The sequence below is a fragment of the Hymenobacter lucidus genome (genome assembly GCF_020447265.1).
GTDB classification, from domain to species: domain Bacteria; phylum Bacteroidota; class Bacteroidia; order Cytophagales; family Hymenobacteraceae; genus Hymenobacter; species Hymenobacter lucidus.
On record NZ_JAJADR010000012.1, the window covers coordinates 1 to 23,906 of the forward strand.

General features: G+C 61.0%; 22 protein-coding genes. 14 read left to right on the top strand and 8 right to left on the bottom strand.

The genetic code is table 11. The annotated features are described in order from the left end of the window. A partial coding sequence (locus LGH74_RS22815; RefSeq protein ID WP_262904755.1) for a glycine-rich protein occupies positions 1-1,307 on the bottom strand: 1,307 nt, incomplete at its 3' end. 328 nt (positions 1,308-1,635) lie between these two features. Between LGH74_RS22815 and LGH74_RS22820 the strand changes: the two genes are divergently transcribed. Both LGH74_RS22820 and LGH74_RS22825 read left to right on the top strand, forming a co-directional pair. Then, positions 1,636-2,328 (top strand): helix-turn-helix domain-containing protein, encoded by a 693-nt coding sequence (locus tag LGH74_RS22820; RefSeq protein WP_226180298.1) that lies wholly within the window; start codon positions 1,636-1,638, stop codon positions 2,326-2,328. 115 nt (positions 2,329-2,443) lie between these two features. Beyond that, complete coding sequence (locus tag LGH74_RS22825) at positions 2,444-2,812, top strand: hypothetical protein (protein WP_226180134.1); 369 nt, start codon at positions 2,444-2,446, stop codon at positions 2,810-2,812. Between the two features lie 227 nt (positions 2,813-3,039). Here the strand turns inward: LGH74_RS22825 and LGH74_RS22830 are convergent, their stop codons facing one another. After that, positions 3,040-3,681, bottom strand: coding sequence for a chloramphenicol acetyltransferase (locus tag LGH74_RS22830; protein ID WP_226180136.1), 642 nt, complete (start codon positions 3,679-3,681; stop codon positions 3,040-3,042). 70 nt (positions 3,682-3,751) lie between these two features. Here LGH74_RS22830 and LGH74_RS22835 point away from each other — a divergent pair, with 70 nt between their 5' ends. From LGH74_RS22835 to groL, 9 genes are all read left to right on the top strand, one after another. Next, the gene (locus LGH74_RS22835; RefSeq protein WP_226180138.1) at positions 3,752-4,447 is read left to right on the top strand and encodes an HAD family hydrolase; all 696 of its coding nucleotides are present in this window, start codon (positions 3,752-3,754) and stop codon (positions 4,445-4,447) included. 307 nt (positions 4,448-4,754) lie between these two features. Then, complete coding sequence (miaB, locus tag LGH74_RS22840) at positions 4,755-6,200, top strand: tRNA (N6-isopentenyl adenosine(37)-C2)-methylthiotransferase MiaB (RefSeq protein WP_226180140.1); 1,446 nt, start codon at positions 4,755-4,757, stop codon at positions 6,198-6,200. A gap of 37 nt (positions 6,201-6,237) precedes the next feature. Further along, positions 6,238-6,669, top strand: coding sequence for a four helix bundle protein (locus tag LGH74_RS22845; protein ID WP_226180142.1), 432 nt, complete (start codon positions 6,238-6,240; stop codon positions 6,667-6,669). A 2-nt stretch (positions 6,670-6,671) separates the two neighbouring features. Beyond that, the gene (locus LGH74_RS22850; protein ID WP_226180144.1) at positions 6,672-7,997 is read left to right on the top strand and encodes a sigma-54 interaction domain-containing protein; all 1,326 of its coding nucleotides are present in this window, start codon (positions 6,672-6,674) and stop codon (positions 7,995-7,997) included. Then, positions 7,978-8,514 carry an LptE family protein gene (locus LGH74_RS22855; RefSeq protein ID WP_226180146.1) on the top strand — a complete coding sequence of 179 codons (537 nt, stop codon included), beginning with the start codon at positions 7,978-7,980 and terminating at the stop codon, positions 8,512-8,514. The genes LGH74_RS22850 and LGH74_RS22855 overlap by 20 nt, the downstream gene beginning before the upstream one ends. A 164-nt stretch (positions 8,515-8,678) precedes the next feature. Then, positions 8,679-10,352: a DUF8458 domain-containing protein gene (locus tag LGH74_RS22860; RefSeq protein ID WP_226180148.1), complete on the top strand. Its 1,674-nt coding sequence runs from the start codon at positions 8,679-8,681 to the stop codon at positions 10,350-10,352. Then, positions 10,353-10,754, top strand: a complete 402-nt coding sequence (gene secG / locus LGH74_RS22865) for a preprotein translocase subunit SecG (protein ID WP_226180150.1) — start codon at positions 10,353-10,355, stop codon at positions 10,752-10,754. Between the two features lie 240 nt (positions 10,755-10,994). Further along, complete coding sequence (gene groES / locus LGH74_RS22870; protein WP_226180152.1) at positions 10,995-11,285, top strand: co-chaperone GroES; 291 nt, start codon at positions 10,995-10,997, stop codon at positions 11,283-11,285. Between the two features lie 41 nt (positions 11,286-11,326). Then, the gene (groL, locus tag LGH74_RS22875; RefSeq protein WP_226180154.1) at positions 11,327-12,967 is read left to right on the top strand and encodes a chaperonin GroEL; all 1,641 of its coding nucleotides are present in this window, start codon (positions 11,327-11,329) and stop codon (positions 12,965-12,967) included. A 79-nt stretch (positions 12,968-13,046) separates the two neighbouring features. Here the strand turns inward: groL and LGH74_RS22880 are convergent, their stop codons facing one another. Together LGH74_RS22880 and LGH74_RS22885 are read right to left on the bottom strand one after the other, a co-directional pair. Continuing rightward, the gene (locus tag LGH74_RS22880; protein WP_226180156.1) at positions 13,047-14,384 is read right to left on the bottom strand and encodes an MFS transporter; all 1,338 of its coding nucleotides are present in this window, start codon (positions 14,382-14,384) and stop codon (positions 13,047-13,049) included. A 72-nt stretch (positions 14,385-14,456) separates the two neighbouring features. Further along, positions 14,457-16,190 carry a peptide MFS transporter gene (locus tag LGH74_RS22885; RefSeq protein WP_226180158.1) on the bottom strand — a complete coding sequence of 578 codons (1,734 nt, stop codon included), beginning with the start codon at positions 16,188-16,190 and terminating at the stop codon, positions 14,457-14,459. Between the two features lie 253 nt (positions 16,191-16,443). Here LGH74_RS22885 and pckA point away from each other — a divergent pair, with 253 nt between their 5' ends. Continuing rightward, a complete protein-coding gene (gene pckA, locus LGH74_RS22890; protein ID WP_431357458.1) occupies positions 16,444-18,066 on the top strand; it encodes a phosphoenolpyruvate carboxykinase (ATP) in 1,623 nt (540 codons plus the stop codon). 77 nt (positions 18,067-18,143) lie between these two features. On the opposite strand, the gene LGH74_RS22895 is transcribed toward pckA, so the two are convergent. Further along, positions 18,144-19,223 carry an SDR family oxidoreductase gene (locus LGH74_RS22895; protein WP_226180162.1) on the bottom strand — a complete coding sequence of 360 codons (1,080 nt, stop codon included), beginning with the start codon at positions 19,221-19,223 and terminating at the stop codon, positions 18,144-18,146. Positions 19,224-19,364: 141 nt separating this feature from the next. Here LGH74_RS22895 and LGH74_RS22900 point away from each other — a divergent pair, with 141 nt between their 5' ends. Beyond that, a complete protein-coding gene (locus LGH74_RS22900; RefSeq protein ID WP_226180164.1) occupies positions 19,365-20,066 on the top strand; it encodes a 16S rRNA (uracil(1498)-N(3))-methyltransferase in 702 nt (233 codons plus the stop codon). Positions 20,067-20,102: 36 nt separating this feature from the next. Here LGH74_RS22900 and LGH74_RS22905 read toward each other — a convergent pair whose 3' ends face one another. The 3 genes from LGH74_RS22905 to LGH74_RS22915 all read right to left on the bottom strand — a co-directional run bounded on the left by LGH74_RS22905 (position 20,103) and on the right by LGH74_RS22915 (position 22,998). After that, complete coding sequence (locus LGH74_RS22905; RefSeq protein WP_226180166.1) at positions 20,103-20,819, bottom strand: DUF8737 domain-containing protein; 717 nt, start codon at positions 20,817-20,819, stop codon at positions 20,103-20,105. Between the two features lie 83 nt (positions 20,820-20,902). Continuing rightward, positions 20,903-21,484, bottom strand: coding sequence for a Crp/Fnr family transcriptional regulator (locus tag LGH74_RS22910; RefSeq protein WP_226180168.1), 582 nt, complete (start codon positions 21,482-21,484; stop codon positions 20,903-20,905). Positions 21,485-21,564: 80 nt separating this feature from the next. After that, positions 21,565-22,998 (bottom strand): RtcB family protein, encoded by a 1,434-nt coding sequence (locus LGH74_RS22915; protein ID WP_226180170.1) that lies wholly within the window; start codon positions 22,996-22,998, stop codon positions 21,565-21,567. Positions 22,999-23,214: 216 nt separating this feature from the next. Here LGH74_RS22915 and LGH74_RS22920 point away from each other — a divergent pair, with 216 nt between their 5' ends. Next, entirely contained in the window at positions 23,215-23,874 is a 660-nt protein-coding gene (locus LGH74_RS22920; protein ID WP_226180172.1) for a DUF4159 domain-containing protein, read from the top strand. Positions 23,875-23,906: the final 32 nt, after the last annotated feature.

Here is a 23,906-nt window from a genome sequence, read left to right on the forward strand (position 1 = left end):
GGGCCGGCCTGCGTGGCCCCCCGGCCGGGCGTGCCGCCGCCCACGCCGTCGGCCCCCACTGGCACCCCGCCCGAGCCGCCGGCGCTGGCGGCCGTATAGTCGCTGCCACCACCACCACCGGCCACTACCAGGGCATTGCGGGTGGTGAGGTAGTCGCCGGTACTGCCCGCGCTGCTGGCTCGGCGCACGTCGGTGGCCCCGCCGCCGGCTCCCGAATCACGGCCGTTGCCGCCGCCGTTGTAGCCACCCGCCACGGTGCCGCTGCCGCCGCTGCTGCCCGCCCCGCCTACGTACAGGGTCAGCACCTCGCCGGGCGTCACGAACACGGTGGCCTGCACCACGGCCCCTTTGGCCGGGGCCACCGAGCCCCCACCCGTGCCCCCGCTGGCCCCGGTGGCCGTCACCCGCACGGCCTTCACGCCGGCCGGCACGATGTAGGTCTGAGGGCCGCCGGTGTAGGCGTAGGCAACTACCGGGGTGATGGTCACGCTGCCGTTGTTCACGGCCGGGGCCAGGCGGTAGCTGATGTCGCGGCTGCCGGTGGGCATCACCCACGACGAGCCGCCCCCGCCGCCGCTGCCGCCCGAGGTGGTGGAGGCGCCGCCGCCGCCGTAGTAGCCACCGCCGCCGCCGCCGCATCGAAGACCGCTAGAGTTTCCGGATCCGCCGGTGGCCCCGCTGCCGGGTACGCCCCCGCCGCCGGGCGCGGTTTGGGTAGCCCCCAGGCCGGGGGTGCCCCGGCCCTGGCCGTCGCCCCCGTTGGGCACGCCGCCGCCCCCGCCCAGGGCACTATAGAGGGTCGTGTTATCTAAACCAGCTCCGCCGGACCCGCCGGCCACCAGCAGGGCATTGCGCGTGGTGAGGTAGTCGCCGGTGCTGCCCGCGCTGCTGGCCCGGCGCACGTCGGTGGCGCCGCCGCCGCCACCCGAGTATTTGCCGACGCCGCCGCCGTTGTAGCCGCCGGCCCCGTTGAAGAGGGTGAGGCTGCCGTTGCCGCCCTGGCCGCCCACTGCCACCGTGAGCACTTCGCCCGGTACCACCGTCAGGGTGGCGCGCACTACCGCGCCGTTGAGATGAGCCGCGTTGAAGTTATTATTATAGGTGCCCCCGCTGGCCCCGGTGGCCACCACCTCCACGGCTCTTATGCCGGCGGGCACGGTGTAGGTTTGCAGCCCGCCTGTGTAGGCGAAGCTGCTGGTTTGGGCCTGGGCGGCGCCGGCCAGGGCCAGCAGCAGGCCGAAGCCCGCCAGCAGGGGGCGGCGCAGGGGGCGGACCGCGCGGGCGGCGAAAGTAAAGGTGTGTTGCATAAGGGGGTTGGGGGCAGGGTACCCGGAGCGAAGGAGGAGGAAAGCGGCCAGCAAAGCCGGTGTTCCTGTAAGAAGCAAAAGAACAGTTCCTTGGCGCGCGCAGCAGGCCACGCAGGGTACCAGCACAAAGAACGACAATTCGCCGCCCCGGGGCAGATAAATTCCTGTTAGTCGTTGACCAGAAGAAGCTTTGGCAGGAATTTGTCCGTCCGCCAGAGACCTACTATTTACCCCCCGGGCCCGCTGCCCCCTGGTTAGGCGACATTCATTGAAAAATAAAAACGAATGTCGCCGGCCGGCAGCCCGGTGGCGCTTCCCCCTGCTGCCTATGCCCCGCCGCGCCTTTCCTTCCGCTACCCTGGCCGCCGCCGTGCGGGCCCACTTTGGCCTGAGCCAGGTCGAGCTGGCCGCCTTCATCGGCACCAGCCGCTCGCACCTGGCCGAGGTAGAGGCCGGCCGCAAGCAGCTGGGCCCCGGCCCCGACCAGCGCCTGCAGGTGCTGGCCCGCCAGCTGCCCCCACCCGACGGCCACGGCCCCGTGCCCCCGGCCTTCACCGCCGCCGAAGCCCCTGCCCCCACCAAGGCCACTGCCACCGCGGCCGCTGCCGCCGAGGCCGCCGAGGGCCTGTCCGCCCTGCGCCAGCGCCTGGCCCGCTGCCAGTGGCTGCGCACCAGGCTGCGGTTTGAAACCAGCCACCGCCACCAGCCCGGCCAAGCCCGGCACCAGCGCCGCCTCTGGGCCGTGCAGGTGCTCGGGCCGCTGCTGGCCGCCCCCCTGCCCCAGCCCGACTGGCTGGCCCCCGGCGGCCCCACGCTGCCGCTACCGCCCTACCCGCGGGCCACCCCCGATGCCCCCCGCGACACGCACTGGCTCCAGGGGCTGGCCCTGCGCCTGGCCGCCACCCCCGCGCCCCTGCCCCCAGCCGCAGCCGCCCTGGCCCGGGCCCGCCTAGCTGGCCTCGACGCAGAAATTCAGGTGCTTACGGCGGCCATAGTGGAGTTTGTAAAGCAGGAAGTGTAGCTTTAGAAGCCGGCGGGTACTCACGCGGTATCATTAGTTTCATCTATCATTCCTTGCTCGATTTTCTCATGGATTACTCTCTGCATTACTCACTACCTGAGCCCAGTGCGACGCCGTGCTGGCCTACGCCAAGGCCAAGCTGGAACTGCTCACATACCACGATGCCCAAACCGGCCGCCGGACCGGCAACCTGACCACCTCGGCCACCAACGACACTGCCGAGCTGCTCAGCCTGAATGCCTTCATCACGGCCATGACCCCGGTGGTTCCGACCCTGCTCCCCGGCAAGAACCGCGACAAACAAGTTAACGAGCTGCGCACCAGCACCGACCGCCGCGACACGCTGCTGGCCCGCCAGGGCCAGGTCGGCCCCGAAGTCCTCATCGAAGCCGAGGCCGAGAGTGGCCTGGTCGATATCCAGGTGCCCTTCATCGAAAACCTCATCACCCAGATTACGGCTCACCGGGCCACGCTGACCAGCTAGCCCGCCCGGCTGGTTGTTACACTCAAAAGGCCGCCCCGGAGTACCGGGACGGCCTTTTGTATAGGAGCGCAGATAGTGAACGTCATGTCGAGCCTTAGCGAGACATCTTGCGTGCTATGGTAATCCTATAGAATTGCGGAAGAGAGGATTCGGCTGCGTGGACGACAGATCAAGGTTCTTTTTGCTTTCTGACCACAGCACCCAACGCGCTGCCCGAACCCAACTCACTATTTGACCATCTCACTGCTAAGCCTGCGCTCGAAGGCCGCCAGGAACTGGCCCACATGGTAGCCGTCGGCCAGGGCGTGGTGCACGTTCACGGCCACGTTCATATAGGTGGCGCCGTTTTCCTGGTAGGTCTGGCTGAAGGAGATTTTGGGGCAGCTGTCGGGGTGGGCGAAGCTGCGGGCGTGGGTGAGGCCGGTGAAGCGCACCCAGGGAATGGCCGAGCAGTGCAGCACGTCGGGGCGGCCGGTGGTAGGGCCCAGGCGCAGGCCCGAACTGTTCTGCACGGCCTCGATTTCGGTCGTCGCGGCGGCCACGAAGCCCGCCAGTTCGTCGTTTTGCTCGATAAAGGAGAAGGCAAAGGTGTGGTCGGGCCGGCCCAGCGTGGCCGAGGCGTGCACCCGGTCATAGAGGTATACCTGCCCGTCTTCGATGCGGGTGCGTAGCTCGGGCACCTCGTTGGCGGCCTGCACGGCGTGGTAGAGGTAGTAGAGGAAAAACGACACGCCCCTCTCCTTCGCCGCCGCTTGGGCCCCGGTGCAATTAACGGGGGCGACCAGCCCGAAAAAGGGTTCTTCAAAGGCCCCAAAGAAGGCGAAATGCTCACGGCGGTTCCACGTCGCCAAGTCAATCAGCTGTTTCATGGGCGGCAAGTTCGGTAACTTTACGGCCTAGGCCGGCCTTTCCGGCGGTTTTTCCCTCGCTCTTTCTGCTATGGACGCTCCCTACCTCATTGCCTTCGACGCCGACGACACCCTGTGGTCCAACCAGCCCCACTTCGACCAAGTGGAGGCCCGCCTGCTCGACATCCTAGCCCATTGCGGCGAGCCGGCCCGTATTACCGAGCAGCTCAACGCAGTGCAGCGCCAGAACATGCGGCTCTTCGGCTACGGGGCCAAGTCGTTTATGCTCTCCATGATTGAAACCGCCATCCAGCTCACCGACAGCCAGGTGACGGGCGTCGAAATTCAGCAGATTCTGGACATGGGCAAGGACTTGCTGCGCTACCCCATCGAGCCGCTGCCGGGTGTGGTGGAGGTGCTCACCGAGCTGCGCCGCCGCGGCCACCGCCTGATGGTACTCACCAAGGGCGACCTGTTTGACCAGGAAAGCAAGCTGGCCCGCTCCGGCCTGGGCGACTTTTTCGACCACGTCGAAATCGTGAGTGAGAAGGACGAGGCCACCTACCAACGCCTGCTGGCCCGCTACAATGCCCTGCCCGGCGAGTTTTTCATGATCGGCAACTCCCTTAAGTCCGACATTCTGCCCGTGGCCCGGCTCGGCTACCGCACCATCCACATTCCCTACCACGCCACCTGGGTTTTCGAGCACGTGGACCCTGAAAAGCTAGAAGGCCTCGATTTTCACGCCATTACCGACCTACGCGAGGTGCTGGAGCTGGTGAAATAGTGAGTTTGTGAAGTTGGGAGTTGTCGTTCAACGACTCGTGTCATTGCGAGGCACGAAGCAATCCGTCCTCTGCGAAGGTAGTCAGACCCTTTTACCACAAAGCCCTTTTCCATTGTTACGAGAACAGGGCTTTTCAGTGAAGGAAGCGCGGCGCATTTCAGCGGACGGATTGCTTCGTCGTGCCTCCTCGCAATGACAGAACATAAAACTCACCATTTCACAACTTCACCACTTCACCGCCTCTGCCATTCTGTCATTTTGGGGCAAAAACCGTTACCTTTGCCCTCCTTCTGTGTTTACGATACCTATGTCCCAGCCTCTGCTCACCCTCGACTTTCTGGATACGCCCGTCGCACCCGTTGCCGACGACCACCAACCGGCTCAGGATGTGCGCGTCAGCCCGGCCACGCGCACCGGCCGGCAGCGCAAGCTCTATATCGAGAGCTACGGCTGCCAGATGAATTTCTCCGACTCCGAAATCGTGTCGTCCATCCTCTTCGAGGAAGGCTTTGATACCACCGAGCAGCTCGCCGACGCCGATTTGGTGCTGCTCAACACCTGTTCCATCCGCGAAAAGGCCGAGCAGACCGTGCGCATGCGCCTCTCGCAGATCAACAGCCACAAAAAGCGCAACCCCGGCCTGCTCGTGGGCGTGCTGGGCTGCATGGCCGAGCGCCTGAAAAGCAAGTTTCTAGAAGAAGAAAAGCTCGTCGACCTCGTCGTGGGCCCCGATGCCTACCGCGACCTGCCCAACCTGATCCGGGAAGTGGACGGCGGCCAAAAGGCGGTGAACGTGCTGCTCAGCCGCGACGAAACCTACGCCGACATCACGCCGGTGCGCCTGAACTCGAACGGCATTACGGCCTTTGTGAGCATCATGCGCGGCTGCGACAATATGTGCTCGTTCTGCGTGGTGCCCTTCACCCGGGGCCGCGAGCGGAGCCGCGACGCGCACAGCATCGTGCAGGAGTGCCGCGACCTGGTGGCCCAGGGCTACAAGGAAGTGACCCTGCTGGGCCAGAACGTGGACTCCTACAAGTGGACCTCCGAGGATGGCCTGGAGTTCGTGAATTTCGCCCAGCTGCTGGAGCGCGTGGCCCTCATCAGCCCTGAGCTGCGGGTGCGCTTCTCCACCTCCCACCCCAAGGACATTACCGACGAGGTGCTCTATACGATGGGGCGCTACGAGAACATCTGTAAGTACATTCACCTGCCCGCCCAAAGCGGTAACTCGCGCATTCTCAAGCTCATGAACCGCACCTACGACCGACCCTGGTACGAGGATCGGGTGCAGGCCATTCGCCGCATCCTGGGCCCCGAGTGCGCCATTAGCACCGACATGATTTCGGGTTTCTGCTCTGAAACCGAAGAGGAACATCAGGACACGCTCAGCCTCATCGAGTGGGTGCAGTACGACATGGCCTACATGTTCTTCTACTCGGAGCGCCCCGGCACGCTGGCCGCCCGCAAGCTCACGGACGACATTCCGCTGGCCGTGAAGAAGCGCCGCTTGCAGGAAATCATCGACTTGCAGCAGAAAAGCAGCGCCGCCCGCAACCAGCTGGCCGTGGGCAAAGTGCACCGGGTGCTGGTCGAGAACTTCTCCAAGCGCAGCGACGAGCACCTGAGCGGCCGCAACAGCCAGAACCAGGTCGTCATCTTCCCTAAGAAGCACTACCAGAAAGGCGACTACGTGAACGTATTCGTGCACACCGGTACCGGCGGTTCGTTACTGGGCGACGCGGTGGCTTAGTTGTTAGTTGCTTGTTGTCAGTTGTTAGGCCACTGGTATGGAAAAGTCTTATACGGAGTTGAGTGTTTGGCTGCAAAGCCGGCAACTAACCAAACAGGTATATGAGCTTACCCAACAGTTTCCTAAAGAAGAACTGTTGGGCTTAACGAATCAGCTTCGCCGGGCAGCCGTTTCAATTCCCTCCAATATCGCCGAAGGCTGCGGCCGGCAATCTACAGCGGATACACTACGGTTTTTATTTATTGCCCGAGGCTCCCTATTTGAAGTAGAAACGCAACTTTATCTAGCCTACGACTTGCTCTATATCACTGAGCATGAACTTCATCTGTTGCTTGTGGCAGTTACCAACTGCAAGAAGTTGCTGCAAGGCTTTATCTGTTACTATCGTACTCTCACCACCTCGTCACAAGTCAGCGAAGTTGCGCCCAGCTACCTTCCTGACAACGGACAACTAACAACTGACAACTAACCTTGACACCTTCCGAAATACAATCCATCAAACAACGCTTCGGCATTATCGGCAACGCGCCGGCGCTGAACTACGCCATTCAGGTGGCGGCCCAGGTAGCGCCTACCGATATGACGGTGCTCATCAGCGGGGAAAGCGGCTCGGGTAAGGAATCCTTTTCCAAGATCATCCACGCCCTGTCGCCCCGCAAGCACGGGCAGTTCATTGCCATCAACTGCGGCGCCATTCCCGAGGGCACCATCGACTCAGAGCTGTTTGGGCACGAGAAAGGCTCGTTTACGGGCGCCCAGGAAGCCCGCAAGGGTTACTTCGAGGTGACCAATGGCGGCACCATCTTCCTCGACGAAATCGGGGAAATGCCGCTCGGCACCCAGGCCCGCCTGCTGCGCGTGCTCGAAAACGGCGAGTTTATCCGCGTCGGCTCCAGCAAGGTGCAGAAAACCGACGTGCGCGTAGTAGCCGCCACCAACGTGAATCTGCTGGACGCCGTGCGCGAGGGCAAGTTCCGGGAAGACCTCTACTACCGCCTCAATACGGTGCCCATCACGGTTCCACCGCTGCGTGAACGAGGCGATGATATCTACCTACTGTTCCGCAAGTTCGCTACCGATTTTGCCGAGCGCTACCGCGTCCGGCCCATTGCCCTCAGCCCTGAGGCCGTGACGGAGCTGCAGCGCTTCAGCTTCCCCGGCAACATCCGCCAGCTCAAGAACGTGGCCGAGCAGATGTCGGTGCTGGAAACGGAGCGGGACGTAGACCACGTGCGGCTGCGCCAGTACCTGCCCGCCGAGCAAGCCAGCCGCCTGCCCATGCTGCTGAGCGCCTCGGGCACCCACGGCGCCGATGCCAACACCTACTCCGAGCGCGACCTGCTCTACAAGGTGCTCTTCGACATGCGCCGCGACATGACCGACCTGAAAAAGCTGGTGCTGGACTTGGCCGCCGGTCAGCGCCCGGCCGAAACCCAGGAGCTGCTGCGCCAGAACAGCCACCTGTTCAACAGCCTGAACGTGGCTCCAGCATACGAAAACAGCCGCCTGTCCCGTTCTGCCCCTGCCGACGGCGGCGCGACGGAGTATTTTATCACGCCCCGGCCCGAGCTGGCGGTAGAAGACGCTACACCTTATGAAGATGAGGTGCAGCGGGTGGAAGACATTCCGCACGAAACCGAGGAGGAAACCCTTTCCCTGGAAGCCAAGGAAAAGGAAATGATTATGAAGGCCCTTAAAAAGCACCACAACAAGCGGAAGTACGCTGCCCACGACCTGGGAATTTCGGAGCGCACCCTCTACCGCAAGCTGAAACAATATGATCTGGAGCAAATTTAACCGTCTGACTCTTTGGCTGGTAGTACTGGCGTTGCTACCCGCACTGGCCGGGTGCATCCGGTATTCCTTCACCGGCACCAACATCGACCCGACGGTGAAAACCTACTCCGTCCAAACCTTTCAGAACACGGCCAGCAACGGCCCGTCGTTTCTCTCTCAGCGCTTTACGGAAGAGTTCAAGGATTATTTTCAGCGCAACACCAGCCTCAAACTGGTGCCGCGCGACGGTGACCTGCAGTTTGAGGGGCAGATTGTGGCCTACGACTTTGCCCCGGCCGCTATTCAGAGTACCAATGGTATCGATCAGGCCGGCGTAAACCGCCTGACGATGCAGGTGCGGGTGCGCTTTACCAATACAAAAGACCCCAAGCAGGACTTCGAACAGACCTTCCAGAGCTACGGCGACTTCCCGGCCACCCAGGATATTGCCCGCATCAACAACGACCCGGTGTCGTTGCGCCGCATTACGACCAACATTATTACCGACACCTTTAACAAGTCGGTAGCCAACTGGTAGCCGGCCGGCGGGGCCGGGTTTTTCGGAAGTAGTGGGTTTACTGGGTAAATTGATGCACTTTTGCCGCCCCGTAAATCGGGCTGCTCCTCTGGGGTAGCTCCCGGCCGGGTCTGGCAATACCGGCCAGAATCTTAGGTAGCGCCTCACCATCACCGTTCCCGCCTATGACCCGCGCGTCGCTGTTGCAAATTATTGATCATGTAAGCGTCATCTCAGATTCTGAGATTCGCGAGCTGGAGCAATTGGCGGCGGCGTTTCCGTACTGTCAAACCGCGCACGTGCTGCTGGCCAAGGCCGCCCACGACCAGGGCAGCATGCTGGCCAGCCAGCGCCTGCGCCGGGCCGCTACCTATGCCGCCGACCGGCAGCTGCTCCGCCAGCTCATTGAGGAGCCCGCCCCGGTTTCGGCAGCAACGATTGGCTTTGAGCCAGTTACCTACACCCAACCACTATCGGCTACTGAGCCTGAAGTGGAAATTCAAAGCGAGCCAACTCTGCCGGAAGCTACCGACTTGGCGGTAGTGGAAGAAACTACTCCGCTGCCGGTCACAAATGAGCCTGAAGCCACTGATCTGACACCGGAAGAAACTATTGCGCTGGCTGTTACAACGGAGCCGGAAGCTACCCCGGAAACTGTTTCTGTTACCGAGCCAGATTTTGCTGTCACGGAATCTGCTGATGTGCCAGCTACGGATGTGCCAGTTACGGATGCGCCGCCACTGGAAACTGCCGACGCAGAAATAGCAGATACGGTACTAGTAGAAACACCGGTAGCTGACACGGTGGAGCACTTGGACGAGCCACTGGTCGCTGAGCCGCACGCTACTGAGGCCACCGCCGACTCGGAGCAATCAGCGCCATTTGCTGTTGCTGCTGACTTGGTCCCGGAAGAAGTGGCTGCGGACAACAGTTCGACGCTAGCCCGTGAGCCGGAAGAAACAGAGAATACCACCCCGGAACCAGAGGCAACCATAGAAGAGCCGGTCGAAACGGAAGCAGGCCAGCTGCTTGCAGAAGCCCCGGAGCATTCGGCAGAATTCACGGAGGAAGATGCGGAACCGGAGGCGACTACCCAGAAAGCTGAAGTGCCACTGGAATCAGGAGCCGGCAGCATTGCGGAGAATCAGGAAGTTACAGCTGAGCTATCAGCTTCGGTAGATGCGGCAGAAACGCCGGAGTTGACAGCCGTAGCCGCCGACAGCCTTCTGGGCGACATAGATATTCTGCCGGCAGTAGCCCCACCCATCCGGCCGCCGGTTGAAGTCGGGTCCTCCCGCTTTGAGTTCGGCCTGGGCCTGCCCGAGCCGGGCGGTGCGGGCGCCTACGAGCTACCCACGCTGCTGGAAGAGGAAGCCGAGGCGACGGTGGAGCCTGCAACAGTAACAGCCGGCTTCCGGGGTGATGAGCACATGGGCTACGCGCTGGGTGGCGGCAGCCGCTTAGGCTTCTGCCTGCAACTAGCTGACGACCTTACCCAGCCACTGCCCGCTACGGAGTTTTTTGCCCCCGATGCGCTGCTGCACGCCCAAACTCCCCACTACCTGCCACCGCCACCGCCCGCGCCTTCCCCGTTTGATCTGATCAACAAGTTTTTGCGTAATCAGCCCCGGCTTCGGACGCCGGCCGCGCTGCCGGTTTCGGCCGAGGAGCAGGCCGATTTGTCGGTGCGCAGCACCCAGGGCGTGCCCGATATTGCCTCCGAAAGCCTAGCTAAAATCATGGTGCGCCAGGGTAAACTGCAGAAGGCAATCGAAATATATGAGCGGCTAATAGTGCGCCAGCCGGAAAAAAAGGCGTATTTTGCCGAACAAATCCAACAACTGAAATCTACCGAGTAAATGTATTACGCTCTCATTGGCCTGATTCTTTTTGTATGCCTGCTGCTGGCGCTGGTAGTGCTGGCCCAAAATCCGAAAGGCGGTGGACTGTCGAACCAGTTTGGTTCGGGCGGTGCAGCCAACCTGATGGGCGTAAAGCGCACCGGCGACCTGCTGGAGCGCCTGACCTGGGGTTTTGCCATCGGCCTGATGGTTCTCACGCTGGGTACGCACGTACTGAATGGTACTTCCGATGCCGCTGGCCCGGTCCGCAGCGTTAACCAGCAGAAAGCCATGGATACCAAGCTGCCAGCCGGCCCGGCCGCTCCTACCGGAGCCCCAGCTCCTGGCGCTACGGCTCCGGCCGCTACCCCGGCTCAACAGCCCGCAGCTACTCCCGCCACGGCTCCTCCAGCCCAATAAGCTGATCCTTCCTTTTGCCTTTATAAGCCGCTGGCTCCTTCACTGGGGTCAGCGGCTTTTGCTTTTCGGCTCTGCCTTTTTCGCGCCCCGGCCTGACACGTGGGCACGCTGCCGTGAAAACCTGACTGCGAATAGGGCGAAAACGTGTTCATTCTGTCAGGTTCGAAGAGGATGGCACAAGAAGTGCCGGGTGCCGACCCAGGTTCCTAATACCAAAACCTTTCAACCAAAACGAACAATATGTCACTAAGCATGAAACCGCTGGCGGACCGCGTCATCATTGCACCGGCTGCTGCTGAGGAGAAAACCAAATCGGGCATCATCATTCCCGATACAGCAAAAGAAAAGCCCCAGCGTGGCGAAGTAGTGGCTGTAGGCGCAGGCAAGGTGGCCGATAGCGGCAACCTGATCCAGCCTCAGGTAAAAGTGGGTGACCAAGTACTGTACGGCAAGTATGCCGGCACGGAAATCACCGTGGAAGGCACCGACTACCTGATCATGAAGGAGTCAGACATTTTCGCCGTTCTGTAAATCACCCTTTCCTTTCGACTTAATTCCCTCTACCCAATAAGATGGCTAAGAACATCCAATTCGATACCGACGGCCGCGACAAGCTGAAACGCGGTGTAGACAAACTGGCAAACGCAGTAAAAGTAACCCTGGGCCCCAAAGGCCGCAACGTGGTTATCGATAAGAAATTCGGCGCCCCCACCATCACTAAGGACGGTGTGACGGTAGCCAAAGAAATTGAGCTGAGTGACCCAGTAGAAAACATGGGCGCCCAGCTGGTGAAGGAAGTAGCTTCCAAAACAGCCGACCAGGCCGGTGACGGCACCACTACCGCTACCGTACTGGCCCAGGCTATCTACGCCGCCGGTTCGAAAAACGTGGCTGCCGGTGCCAACCCAATGGATCTGAAGCGCGGTATCGACAAGGCCGTGAAGGCCGTGGTTGAAAACCTGAAGCAGCAGTCGAAAAAGATTGAGAACTCCTCGGAAATTGCCCAGGTAGGCGCTATTTCGGCCAACAACGACATGGAAATCGGACAGATGATTGCCGATGCTATGGATAAAGTAGGCAAGGAAGGCGTTATCACCGTGGAAGAAGCCCGCGGCACCGAAACCGAAGTAAAAACGGTGGAAGGCATGCAGTTCGACCGGGGCTACCTCTCCCCTTACTTCGTGACCAACCCGGAGAAGATGGAGGCCGAGTTCGACAACCCTTACGTTCTGATCTACGACAAGAAGGTGAGCACCATGAAGGAGTTGCTGCCCGTACTCGAGCAGGTAGTTCAGACTGGTAAGCCCCTGGTTATCATCTCCGAGGATGTAGACGGCGAAGCCCTGGCGACGTTGGTAGTAAACAAGCTGCGCGGCTCGCTGAAAATTGCGGCCGTGAAGGCCCCCGGCTTCGGCGACCGTCGCAAAGCCATGCTGGAAGACATTGCCGTGCTGACCGGCGGTACCGTTATTTCGGAAGAGCGCGGCTACAAGCTCGACAGCGCTACGCTGGAATACCTTGGCACTGCTGAGAAAATCATCATTGACAAAGACAACACGACGATTGTCAACGGCAAAGGTGAGAAAGAGACCATTACGGCTCGTATCAACGAAATCAAAGGCCAAATCGGCACCACGACTTCCGACTACGACAAGGAGAAGCTGCAGGAGCGTCTTGCTAAGCTCTCGGGCGGCGTAGCTATTCTATACATTGGTGCCTCTACGGAGGTAGAGATGAAGGAGAAGAAGGACCGTGTGGACGATGCTTTGCACGCAACCCGCGCTGCCGTAGAAGAAGGTGTAGTGCCCGGCGGCGGTGTAGCCCTGGTGCGCGCCCTCGACGCGCTGGATGCAGTTGACACTATCAACGGCGATGAGCGGACCGGTGTAAACATCATCCGCACGGCCATCGAAGCTCCCCTGCGTACCATCGTGGCCAACGCCGGTGGCGAAGGCTCGGTAGTAGTGCAGAAGGTGCGCGAAGGCAAAGGCGACTACGGCTACAACGCCCGCGAAGACCGTTACGAAAACCTGATGGCCGCCGGTATCCTCGACCCAACCAAAGTAACGCGCCTGGCGCTGGAGAATGCCGCTTCGATTGCCGGCCTGCTCCTGACCACCGAGTGCGTTATTTCGGACGAGCCCGAGGCTGACAAGGACCACGGCCATGGCGGTGGTAACCCCGGCATGGGCGGCATGGGCGGCATGATGTAATTCAGCCCCCGGCCAGCTTCGCTGACCAATGAAAAAAGCCCCATCAGAGCAGTCTGGTGGGGCTTTTTGTTTATTGTTCTTACTGATTCAGCCAGTAGCTTACCGCGGCATCCGCCAGATTGTAAGCCACTATGCTACCCATCAGCGCCAACGCCATGAGCCGCGTTTGGACCCTAACTGGAGCGTGCTGACTAATCATGACCGGCAACATAAACAACAGCCAGGCTACGGCCGCGTGTAGCAGCAAGGCCGGCGGCAAGCCCAGAACCGTTGCGGTACCGCCATCCAAGTAGGGCCCCATGTGCAGCAGCACCGGGCCGGCCACCGCGCCGATGCCCAAGCCGGCCAGCCCCAGCCCGCCGAAAGTAAAGCGACGCTCCACTCCTGCGGATGAGCTTTGACGGGCCCCAAAATATAGCGCCAGGATGGTTAACAAGGATGTTCCGCCCCATAAAGCCTGTTGTGCAGGCGTAGCGGCGGGCCCATATCCCAGGCCGATTGCCAGTTCCAGCACGACAGAGAGGATGAATACCGCTGCTATAAGTGCCGGCAGGTAGTAGCTTCGGCCCTGCTGCTGCGGGGAACGGGCGAGTTGCCACGCCAGATACCCAAGAGAAATAGCGAATATCCCCAGTCCCAGGCCCGGCAGGCCCACCATTCCCCGTAGCAGGTACGGCAGAATTGTGGCGGCCAAGCTCAATAGCGCCAGCACCACCGGCTTTACAAATCCGGGCATAGAGCGGGGCCCAACTCCGGCTATTCTCGTGCCGCTGGCGAGGCGCCCCCACTGCAGCAGCACGAGCAGCAAGGCCAGCGCCGCGGCACTGATAATCAGGGCAACGCCACCGAGGCCATAGCCGGCCGATACGCTGCCGACCATCAGGGGGAAGAGGATACCAGCCAAGCCACCGACAAGGCGGGCCAAGAGAAAGTTAGTCAGGCTTTGAACTTCCTGGGTGGATACATTTCCAATTGCCACCAACAGGCTTGGCGCTAACAAGCTGCTGCCGGCTCCCAACAGAATCAGCAGGCCGCTCAGCACAGCTACGGGGGGCAGCCCCGCTTGGCTAAGCTCGAAGTGGAACCCAGAAAGCAGCGCCAGCAGCAGGTACGTCAGTAGCACCAACCCGGCCCCTATCAGTAAGGTGCGCCGGGTTCCCCACCACGCATCGGCAACCCAGCCGCCCGGCACCAGCAGCAACGTATTCGTTATAAAGTACAGGGCCAGCAAGGAAGCCGCCTCCGCCCGCCCTATAGCTAACACAGCCACGAGCTGCATGGTCAGGATGGAGCGCATGGAGTCCACGCAAAAGCGCTCCAGAAACGTGGCGGCGAATAGTAGAGCCCGGGCTTGTTTCTGAGCACTGGCAACAGCAGCGGCCGGGGCAACGGCAACCGGCGGGTAAATTTCCGTCATAAGTGGTAGGGCTTCAACAAAAAGCCCCGCTGATAATATCAGCGGGGCTTTTCGCTTAGATAAGTCGGGCAGCTACGCTGTTACCGGCTCGGCCATCATCGTGTTCAGGCGCTTGTAGAGCACGAACAGAATGAGCGAAGCCACCGCCGACAAGCCGACGAAGATCAGGAAGAAGTCGTAGAGGCTCGTGATTTGGAAGCCCAGGAACGAGGGCCAGTGCGAGGTCAGCTCCAACTCGGTCAGCTTGGCCGTAACATCGGCCGTGGCCTGGGAGGTACCGTTCAGAATGTTGGGCAGGTTGATGCCGGCCTTGGAAGCTTTGGCAAACTCCCCAGGGCCGGGAGGATACAGCCCCGACAGCACGCCGGCCAGCTTGTTGCCGGCCGCCGTAGCCAAGAACCACACGGCCATCAGCAGGGAAGCAAAGCGGGCCGGAGCCAGCTTGTTAACCAGGGCCAGGCCAATCGGCGACAAGCACAACTCGGCGAAGGTATGCACCAGGTACATCGTAATCAGCCAGAACATGCTCACCTTGGTGCTAGCATCGACGCCCTTCACCCCGAAGGCAATGATGAGGTAACCTACAGCCATCAGCATCAGGCTAATAGCCATTTTCAGGGGCGAAGAAGGCTCAGTGCCCCGTTTGCCCATCCACGTCCAGAGTACGGCGAAGATTGGAGCGAAGATGATAATGAACAAAGCATTGGCCGACTGGAAGTAGGAAGCCGGCACTACCGAATTACCCAGGGTGCGGTCGGTTTGCTCGTCGGCAAAGAAGGTAAGCGAGGCACCGGCCTGCTCAAATGTGCCCCAGAAGAAGATTACGAAGAAGCTCAGGATGAAAATAACGTAGATCTTCTGCTTTTCGCGGGCTGTTAGCGTGGGGTCGGTCAGGATGGTAACCGGGGCCACAATCATGGCCGAGAATACCAGGGCTCCAATCCAGTCGCGGTCCATGAGCCAGGCAATGGCGGCGTAGACTACTGCAAACAGGCCGATGAGCATGGGCAGCTTGCTGGCAAAGCTCTTGGTGGGCTGAGCAATGGTTTCGGAACGAACGGGGCCGTCGGTTTGCACGGGCACTACCGGCGAGGCTTCCACTGTGCGCTCGGGCTTGGCCCCCAGCGGGGCGCCGTCGGCGGTTACCACATATTTGCTTTTCAGCAGCTCAAACGTGAGGCTACCAACGAGCATGCCGATGCCGGCGGCCAGGAAGCCCCACTTAAAGTCGGCTGGGTTGCCCGTGTCACCGAGCGTACCGCACACCAGAGGCGAGAAAAATGCGCCCAGGTTGATACCCATGTAGAAAATGGTGTAGGCCGCATCAATACGGGAGTCGCCTTTAGGATACAGCGACCCAACCATCGAGGATATATTGGGTTTAAAGAAGCCGTTACCGAAAATCAGGCAGCCCAGTCCCAGAAAGAACAACAGCAGCTGAGTGGAAGGCACGGCAGTTTGCCCCGTCTGAAACATGGAGGCGCTGAAAAACAGACTGAACTGCCCGGCCGCCATCAGCAAGCCACCCACCAGAATGGAGCGGCGGTTGCCCCAGTAGCGGTCGGCGACGTAGCCGCCCAGCAGCGGCGTGAGATACACAAGGCTGGTATAGTTGCCGTAGATGAGTGAAGACATCTCCTTGTTCATCAGGAGGGCTTTGATCATATACAACGACAACAGGGCGCGCATGCCATAATAGCTGAAACGCTCCCACATTTCGGTAGCGAAGAGCACATACAGGCCCTTGGGATGACCAGTCGACACGGGCACGGAAGAAGGCTCGCGTACGGCGGAGGCTGTTTGCATGAAAGGGAAATAAGAGTGATGAAAGTGAGAAAGGACCGCTGACAGCCGCCAGACGGAGGTTGGTAAAGCTACAAAACTTTCGCAATTGGCAACCGTAACGCCTTTTTCGGGTTACTAGTCCCCCAACACAGCGAATTTTCGCTCCGATTTTGGCATTAACTAACGGTTGTAAGCGTCAGCATTGGTTTTTTGCCTATTTTTGTAGTACGGTTCCCCATTCTCCCACCCATTTTATTCTCTTCCCGGCCCCATGATGGACACTGCCGCTACCACCTCTTCCCGCAATCGTTTGCAGCCGCTCGGTTTCACCCAGACTGGCGAAGTACACCTAAATCTGCCACCGGCCGCCCTCGTGGAGCACGCCTTGCGCCGCGGTGAAGGCACGCTCACCGACAACGGAGCCCTGATGGCCGATACCGGCAAGTTCACCGGCCGCTCGCCCAAAGACCGTTTTGTGGTGAAGGACGCCAACACGGCCGACTCGGTGTGGTGGGGCGACATCAACATTCCCTTCGACGCTGACAAGTTTGACCAGTTGCAGGAGAAGATGGTGCAGTACCTGGCCGACAAGGAACTGTACGTGCGCGAAGCCTACGTCGGGGCCAACCCCGATTACCAGTTAAAGCTTCGGGTAGTGAATGAACTGGCGTGGCATAACCTGTTTTGCTACAACATGTTCCTGCGCCCAGCCGAAGGCGCCGACACTACCTGGACACCCGATTTCACCATCATCTGCGCCCCCGGCTTCGAGGCTGACCCAGCCGTAGACGGTACGCGCCAAGCCAACTTCGCCATCCTGAACTTCACCAAGAAGATGATTCTGATTGGCGGTACGGGTTATGCTGGTGAGATGAAAAAAGGCATCTTCGGCGTGCTCAACTACCTGCTGCCCCACGAGAAAAACACCTTGAGCATGCACTGCTCGGCCAACGTGGGCGCGGACGGCGACACGGCCGTATTCTTCGGCCTCTCGGGCACGGGCAAAACGACGCTGTCGGCTGACCCGAACCGCGGCCTTATCGGCGACGATGAGCACGGCTGGACCCCGGATGCGGGCATCTTCAACTTCGAAGGCGGCTGCTACGCCAAAGTTATCGACCTGAGCCGCGAGAAGGAGCCCCAGATCTGGGACGCCATCAAGTTCGGCTCCATCGTGGAGAATACGCGCTTCATTCCCGGTACCCACACCGTGGACTACGCCAACAAGAGCGTTACGGAAAACACCCGTACCGCCTACCCCATCAGCTACATCGACAACGCCATTGAGCCTTCGGTAGCCGATGCTCCCAAGAACATCTTCTTTTTGACGGCCGATGCGTTTGGCGTGTTGCCTCCCATCAGCAAGCTCGACAAGAGCCACGCTATGTACCACTTTATGAGTGGCTACACGGCAAAGGTTGCCGGCACTGAAATGGGCATTACCGAGCCCCAGACGACTTTCTCGGCCTGCTTCGGCGCCGTGTTCCTGCCCCTGCACCCGACGAAGTACGCCGAAATGCTGGGTCAGAAAATGGACGAGAACCCCGACGTGAATGTGTGGCTGATCAACACCGGCTGGACCGGCGGCAGCTACGGCGTTGGCTCGCGCATGAAGCTGGGCTACACCCGCGCCATGATTACGGCCGCCCTGAATGGCGAGCTGAACGACGTGACCTTCACCAAGCACCCTATCTTCGGCGTGGAAGTGCCGGCCGCCGTGCCCGGTGTACCGAGCGACATCCTGGACCCGCGCAATACGTGGTCGGACAAGGAAGCCTACGACAAAACGGCCGCTTCGCTGGCCGATAAGTTTGTGCATAACTTCCAGAAGTATGCCGATTTCGCCAACGAGCAAATCCTGGCCGGCGCCCCGAAAGTGGCTGAGGTAACGGCGTAGTTTCCGAGGACATTTTGAATATAAAAAGCCCCGCTGGCAGCTGCCAGCGGGGCTTTTTGTTTGCAGTTGATTCTAAACTATTCGACCCACTGAGCGCTGTTTGACTCCTGTACTAACCCGTTGCCAGCCCGGTCCTCCGAGCTGCTCTGGCCGTTCTTCGACTTGCGGACCAGCGCCGCGACGCCCAGCCCTACCACGCCGGCTACGGCCGCGGCGGCCAGCGGATGCAGGGTGGCGGTGGTGTAGTAGCTGTTTTCGCGGGTGCTGCCGGGGTAGTTGCCCCGCTCCTCGAGGCGGCCGGCGGCGTGGTCGAGGCCGTTCTGGTGGCGGGGGCGCGGCGGGTAGTCGGCCTTTTCCTGCTTGGCAAACACGTTTTCCATGAACTTATCGAGCAGGCGGGGGGCCAGCTGAGCCATGCTTACCATGGCCCGGCCGCCGCCGCCCACAGTAATTTCGCGCTCCGGCGTTTCGCAGCAGTGAATAATGGCGCGGGCCACAGTTTCGGGAGCGTAAGCCGGCGGCGCGTGCTGGGCTTCGCGCTCCATGTAGTTTTTGGCGTGCAGCGGATAGGGCGTATCGATGGCAGCGGGCTTGATGAGGGTAACGACGATGGGGGCCTCATCCATTTCCAGCTCCATACGCAGGCCGTCGGTGAAGCCTTTCACGGCGTGCTTGCTGGCCGAGTAGATGGTTTGCAGAATGGCCGTGCTTTCCGACAGAATGCTGCCCACGTTGATGATGGCTCCGCCGCGCTGCTTGAGGTGTTTTACGGCTTCCAAAGAGCCGTATACCAGACCCCAGAGGTTGGTATCAAATAGCTTGCGCATATCATCAACGGGAATATCGACCAGCTTGCCGTAGATGGATACTCCCGCGTCGTTGATCCAGGTATCGAAGCCGCCGAACTTGGCCTGCGCGGCCTGGGCAATGCGCTGCACGTCGTCCTGGCGGCTCACGTCGGCCACCACGTAGGTGGCCTCGCCGCCCGCGTCGTTGATTTCGTCGCAGAGCTGGCGCAGGGCATTTTCACTGCGGGCGGCCAATACGAGCTTCGCGCCCTTTTCGGCCGCCATGCGGGCCGTAACCAGACCAATGCCGGAGGAAGCGCCAGTGATGACAATGACTTGCTTAGATAGTTTTTTGAGTTTGGTGGCCATAGCGGAGAAGTTGTGGTTGGGAAGCTTTCTTCTACGACCTGCCGCCCGCTTGGATACAGTAAAACCGGCAACCCGGGACTTTACAACAGGCAAAACCCGGTGCTTACTGCATCCAAGCGCCGGAAAGCCTACTTTTGCCCCATGCCTACTTTTTACGCCCCCGACCTAGCCGGCCCCACCTACACCCTGCCCGAAGACGAAAGCAAGCACGCCGTGCGGGTGCTGCGCCTGGGCCCCGGCGACGCGGTAGAGCTGGTAGACGGGCGCGGCGGCGTGTACCAAGCCGCCATGGCCGATGCCAACCCCAAGCGCTGCCAGCTGCGCATCACGGGCAGCGTGCAGGTGCCGCCCCGCGCCTACTTAACCCACATAGCCGTAGCGCCCACCAAAAACCTGGACCGCATGGAGTGGCTCGTGGAAAAAGCGGTGGAAATTGGGGTGGAGCGGATTACGTTCCTGCGTTGCAGCCGCTCGGAGCGGCGCGAGTTGAAGCTGGAGCGGCTGGAGAAAATTGCCGTCAGTGCCCTCAAGCAGTCGGGCCAGGCGTGGCTGCCCCAGCTGGATGAGCTGACCGACTTTGCCGCGTTTCTGCCAACCGTAGCGCCCGACACCACCTTTATTGCCCACCTGGAAGAAGGCGAGCGGACCGCTCTTTCGCAGGTGGCGGCCCAGGGCGCGGGCTGCTGCGTGCTCATCGGCCCCGAAGGCGACTTTACACCCCAGGAAATTGAGGCCGCCCGGCAGCGCGGCATCCGGCCCGTAACGCTGGGCGCCTCTCGCCTCCGCACCGAAACGGCCGCGCTGGCCGCAGTGCATACCGTGCACATCGTGCGGGAGTTGTAAGCAAAAACCTGCGGCAAGACGGATTCCAGCTCCGATTTAGGCCACCATAATCTGGCCAGCCGGCTGCGGGTTGGCAGTTCGAGCTTTCAGCCACAGCTGCCGAATGGCCACCAAATGGGCTACCAACACCAGCGGCACGACGCACCCGGGCAGCCAGACGAAGGGAAAATACAGAATACCCACGTTGGGCTGCTCGAAGGCAAACTGCTGCAACGGTGAAGGCACCGACAGCATGGCGTTGATGACGATATTGAGTAGTAAACCCAGCCCGAGGATGTTCCAGAGCAGAAGTCCGGCCGTACCCAGCCACTGCCGGCGGAAAACCAGGTAGTAAACCACCGGCGCGCTCAGGCCCGACAGAATGTCCCAGTTGCGCCCCTCAAACGTCATAAGCCCGGGCACGGCGCGGTGCAGAAACAGCCCGAACAACACCAACTCCACCGGTAGCCGCACGAGGTGCAGCAGCGTGAGAACATCCAGGCGCAGGCCATCCAGAAAGGCCCGGCCCCGGCGGGTGGCAAACAAGCCCACGAGCAGCAGTAGCGGCGGGCCCAGCAGCAGCGACAGTCGGGGCGGCAGGGTATTCGTGACGGTGTAGAAGCCGCTCCGGCCCACCATTCCCTGCCCCAGCAGCCAGAGCAGCAGGCCCGCCAGCATCGGCCGGGAGCTGTGCGCGGCCCGGTAGAAAATGTAAACGGTCAGGGCGGTTGTCAGCCCGAAGGCGAGGCCAAGATGAGCGGGCAGGTGTTCCATTTGTGGCGTGGTTCAGGTACGCAGCAAAGGAACCGGCCCCGGGCGAAACAACGCTTGCCAAATGACAGGAAATGCGGGGCGGCCTACTTGCGGAGGCTTTCTTTGCGGATGCGGCTCAGGGAAGTGTCGGTGATGCCGAGGTAGGAAGCCACGGTTTTCAGCGGCGCGTGCTGCACAATTTCGGGGCTGGCCTTGAGCAAGGCTTCGTACCGCTCGGCGGCCGTGGTGGTTATCATCTCCAGCATCCGGCCTTTCAGATTCGCGAAGCCCCGCACCAGCATAGCCCGGCCAAACTCCCGGAACTCCGGCCGCGCGTGGAACAGGCCGTTTAGCTGGGCGTAGGTGATTGTGCAGCCGGTGCAGTCAGTCAGGGCCTGGATGTTCTCTTGGGAAGGCGTGCGGTTGAAGAACGAGGCCACTTCCAGCACGACCTGCCCGCCAGTATAAAAACCGGTCGTGACGTCATTGCCGTCGGTATCGTAGGCAAAGGCGCGCATACAGCCCGTTTCCAGGAACAGATACGCGTCGTTGATATTGCCTTCCCGGAGCAGAAACTCGTGGCGGCTCAGGGTCCGGGCCGCAAAGTGCGCGGCAATATCTTCGGCCTGCGCGGCCGTAATAAAGCCCGTCTGTTGCAGAAACCGCTGCAGCATTCCTTCTATCATTTCCTACGCCCAAACAAGCCCGTTGGCCGCCGCCACTCACTCATGACTGCCGCTAACAAGTTGACTTATATAATTTTGATTTATTCTTCCACCAGCGCCGATTCATCCGCCTGCTCATCCTGGGCGGCCAGCCGGGCGGCCTCCTTAGCCAGCTTCTTCTTGCGCCAGGGCGCATCCAGCTCCCAGTCCCCGGCCATGATGCAGCCGTAGGGTAGGATTTCGTCGATGGTCGTGGCCAAGTTGAATTCCGTAATCTGGCGCTTCACTTCCTCGGCATCCTTGTAGGCGCTGGGCAGCTCGGAAATGTCAATCCGGTTGAAATAAAACCGCGCGTCAATGCCTTGGGTTTCCTCGGCAAAAAGCGCCTCCTTCGTCTGCCCGACTTTGCTGTATTTATGGCGGGTGCGACTCAGGTTACGGCCGGCCCCGTGGGGCGCAAAGCCCAGATTATTGCCGGTAGTAGTACCTTCTACAATCAGGATGGGCTGGGCCATGTTCAGCGGAATAATGCGCGGACCGGTGATGTCGGGCATGAACTTCGGGTCCAGGGGCGTGGCGCCCTTGGCGTGGTAGTACAGGTCCCCGTCACGAAACACGAAGTTGTGCTCGTTCCAGTAGCGCTGCTGCACGGCCGCGCCCAGCTGCTGGCCGATGGCGTCGTGCAGGCACAGATGGTTTTGCTTGGTCCATTTGCGCACGGTTTGCAGCGCGGCCCAATACTGCCGGCCTTCCTCCGACTCGCTGGGAATCCAGGCGTTGGGCGGGGCCGTGTCAGGCGAAATGGCTTGCCGGAACCGCTCAGCCACTTTCATGCCCTGCGTATACAGTGCCGCGCCCACGCCCCGGGAGCCGTGGTGAGTCACGAGCACCGTGTCGCCGGTATTGCGCGACACGCCCACGTACAGGAAGTGGTTGCCGTCGCCCTGGGTGCCGAGGTGCTCCTGGGCCGTGCGCAGGCTGCGCGCCGAGTTCAGAAACGGGTTGGCCTGGAGCTCAGCCAGAAGGTCGGCCGGCAGCGCAAACTGCCGCTCGGCGGGCCGGCCACCGGGCCCGAAGTGCGTAATCTGCTGGGCCGCGTCCAGTACCGTTTTCGGATCGACGCGGCCCAGGTTGGTGAGCATCACCGAGCAGCAGATATCGGCGCTGTGCATACCGGGGTGAATGGCGTTGCGGGTGGCCACGATGCCGCCCACCGGAATGGTGCCCAAGGGCCCGGCCGGGCAGGCATCGGGCATAATGGCCCCGGCCACCACCGTGGGCGTGCGCATCAGCAGCTGCATCGACTGCCGTACGTAGTCGATGTTGGCCTGCTCCACGGCCGTGTCGGCGCTGATATTTTCGTGAAACGGCACGGGCTCGGTCAGCAGCGGAATAACCGGGGCCGGCTTCACCGTATCGAGGTAGGCATGCAGGTCGTCGCCGGCCAGCGCGTGGGCGTTGATGTGTTCGAGGGCGTCCTTAAACCACTTGCCTGACTTTAACCCCAGGTTCAATAAATCTTTGCCGGTTACCATTCGCAGGTCGGTTGATAAGCATAAATGGAGGGGCAAAAACCCTTCCGGGCGGCAATAAACAACTTTTTACCGCCAAGGCTCTGTTAAGGACCCTTACCTTGCAATCGGGCGCCGAATAGCGCGTCGTTAGGCGGCTGCCTGCACCGGCCGCGCCTGAACTTTCCCGCCTATCCGTTACTTTGTACAACAGCCGGACCCCACTCCGCTGCCTGCCTTATGCTTAAACACCTGCTGCTTACCACTCTCCTGCTGTTCTCCCTCACGGCCGCCGCGCCCGCGCCGAGCTTCCGCATCGCCAAGCTGCACTACGGCGGCGGCGGCGACTGGTACGCCAACAAAACCAGTCTGCCCAACCTAATCCGCTTCTGCAACCAGGCGCTGCGTACCAACATCGCCCCCGACGAGGCCACCGTGGAGCTCGATTCGCCGGAGCTTTTCACCTACCCCTTCATCCACATGACGGGCCACGGCAACGTGTCCTTCACTGAGGCCGAGGCCAAAAACCTACGCCGCTACCTCACCGGCGGCGGCTTCCTGCACATCGACGACAACTACGGCCTCGACAAGTTCATCCGGCCCGAAATGAAGAAGGTGTTTCCCGAGCTCGAATTCGTGGAGCTGCCCTATTCCCACCCGATTTATCACCAGAAATTCCAGTTTCCCAAGGGCCTGCCCAAAGTACACGAGCACGACGGCAAGCGGCCCCAGGGCTTTGGCCTGCTCTACAAAGGCCGGCTGGTATGCTTCTACAGCTTCGAGTGCGACCTGGGCAACGGCTGGGAAGATGTGGGCACCTACGACGACCCACCCGCTACCCATGAGGCGGCCCTGCGCATGGGCGCCAATCTGGTGTCGTACGCCCTGACACAGGATTGATTTTCTACTTGAATCCTTGAATTATATACAGA

What these genes read in the sequence shown, in the direction of transcription:
- LGH74_RS22835 (WP_226180138.1), top strand. Translation starts at nt 3,752, where the DNA reads ATGGACGCTCCCTACCTCATTGCCTTCGACGCCGACGACACCCTGTGG.
- LGH74_RS22905 (WP_226180166.1), bottom strand. Translation starts at nt 20,819, where the DNA reads ATGGAACACCTGCCCGCTCATCTTGGCCTCGCCTTCGGGCTGACAACC.
- LGH74_RS22830 (WP_226180136.1), bottom strand. Translation starts at nt 3,681, where the DNA reads ATGAAACAGCTGATTGACTTGGCGACGTGGAACCGCCGTGAGCATTTC.
- LGH74_RS22915 (WP_226180170.1), bottom strand. Translation starts at nt 22,998, where the DNA reads ATGGTAACCGGCAAAGATTTATTGAACCTGGGGTTAAAGTCAGGCAAG.
- miaB (WP_226180140.1), top strand. Translation starts at nt 4,755, where the DNA reads ATGTCCCAGCCTCTGCTCACCCTCGACTTTCTGGATACGCCCGTCGCA.
- LGH74_RS22880 (WP_226180156.1), bottom strand. Translation starts at nt 14,384, where the DNA reads ATGACGGAAATTTACCCGCCGGTTGCCGTTGCCCCGGCCGCTGCTGTT.
- LGH74_RS22895 (WP_226180162.1), bottom strand. Translation starts at nt 19,223, where the DNA reads ATGGCCACCAAACTCAAAAAACTATCTAAGCAAGTCATTGTCATCACT.
- LGH74_RS22885 (WP_226180158.1), bottom strand. Translation starts at nt 16,190, where the DNA reads ATGCAAACAGCCTCCGCCGTACGCGAGCCTTCTTCCGTGCCCGTGTCG.
- pckA (WP_431357458.1), top strand. Translation starts at nt 16,444, where the DNA reads ATGGACACTGCCGCTACCACCTCTTCCCGCAATCGTTTGCAGCCGCTC.
- LGH74_RS22920 (WP_226180172.1), top strand. Translation starts at nt 23,215, where the DNA reads ATGCTTAAACACCTGCTGCTTACCACTCTCCTGCTGTTCTCCCTCACG.
- secG (WP_226180150.1), top strand. Translation starts at nt 10,353, where the DNA reads ATGTATTACGCTCTCATTGGCCTGATTCTTTTTGTATGCCTGCTGCTG.
- LGH74_RS22845 (WP_226180142.1), top strand. Translation starts at nt 6,238, where the DNA reads ATGGAAAAGTCTTATACGGAGTTGAGTGTTTGGCTGCAAAGCCGGCAA.
- groL (WP_226180154.1), top strand. Translation starts at nt 11,327, where the DNA reads ATGGCTAAGAACATCCAATTCGATACCGACGGCCGCGACAAGCTGAAA.
- LGH74_RS22910 (WP_226180168.1), bottom strand. Translation starts at nt 21,484, where the DNA reads ATGATAGAAGGAATGCTGCAGCGGTTTCTGCAACAGACGGGCTTTATT.
- LGH74_RS22860 (WP_226180148.1), top strand. Translation starts at nt 8,679, where the DNA reads ATGACCCGCGCGTCGCTGTTGCAAATTATTGATCATGTAAGCGTCATC.
- LGH74_RS22855 (WP_226180146.1), top strand. Translation starts at nt 7,978, where the DNA reads ATGATCTGGAGCAAATTTAACCGTCTGACTCTTTGGCTGGTAGTACTG.
- groES (WP_226180152.1), top strand. Translation starts at nt 10,995, where the DNA reads ATGTCACTAAGCATGAAACCGCTGGCGGACCGCGTCATCATTGCACCG.
- LGH74_RS22900 (WP_226180164.1), top strand. Translation starts at nt 19,365, where the DNA reads ATGCCTACTTTTTACGCCCCCGACCTAGCCGGCCCCACCTACACCCTG.
- LGH74_RS22820 (WP_226180298.1), top strand. Translation starts at nt 1,636, where the DNA reads ATGCCCCGCCGCGCCTTTCCTTCCGCTACCCTGGCCGCCGCCGTGCGG.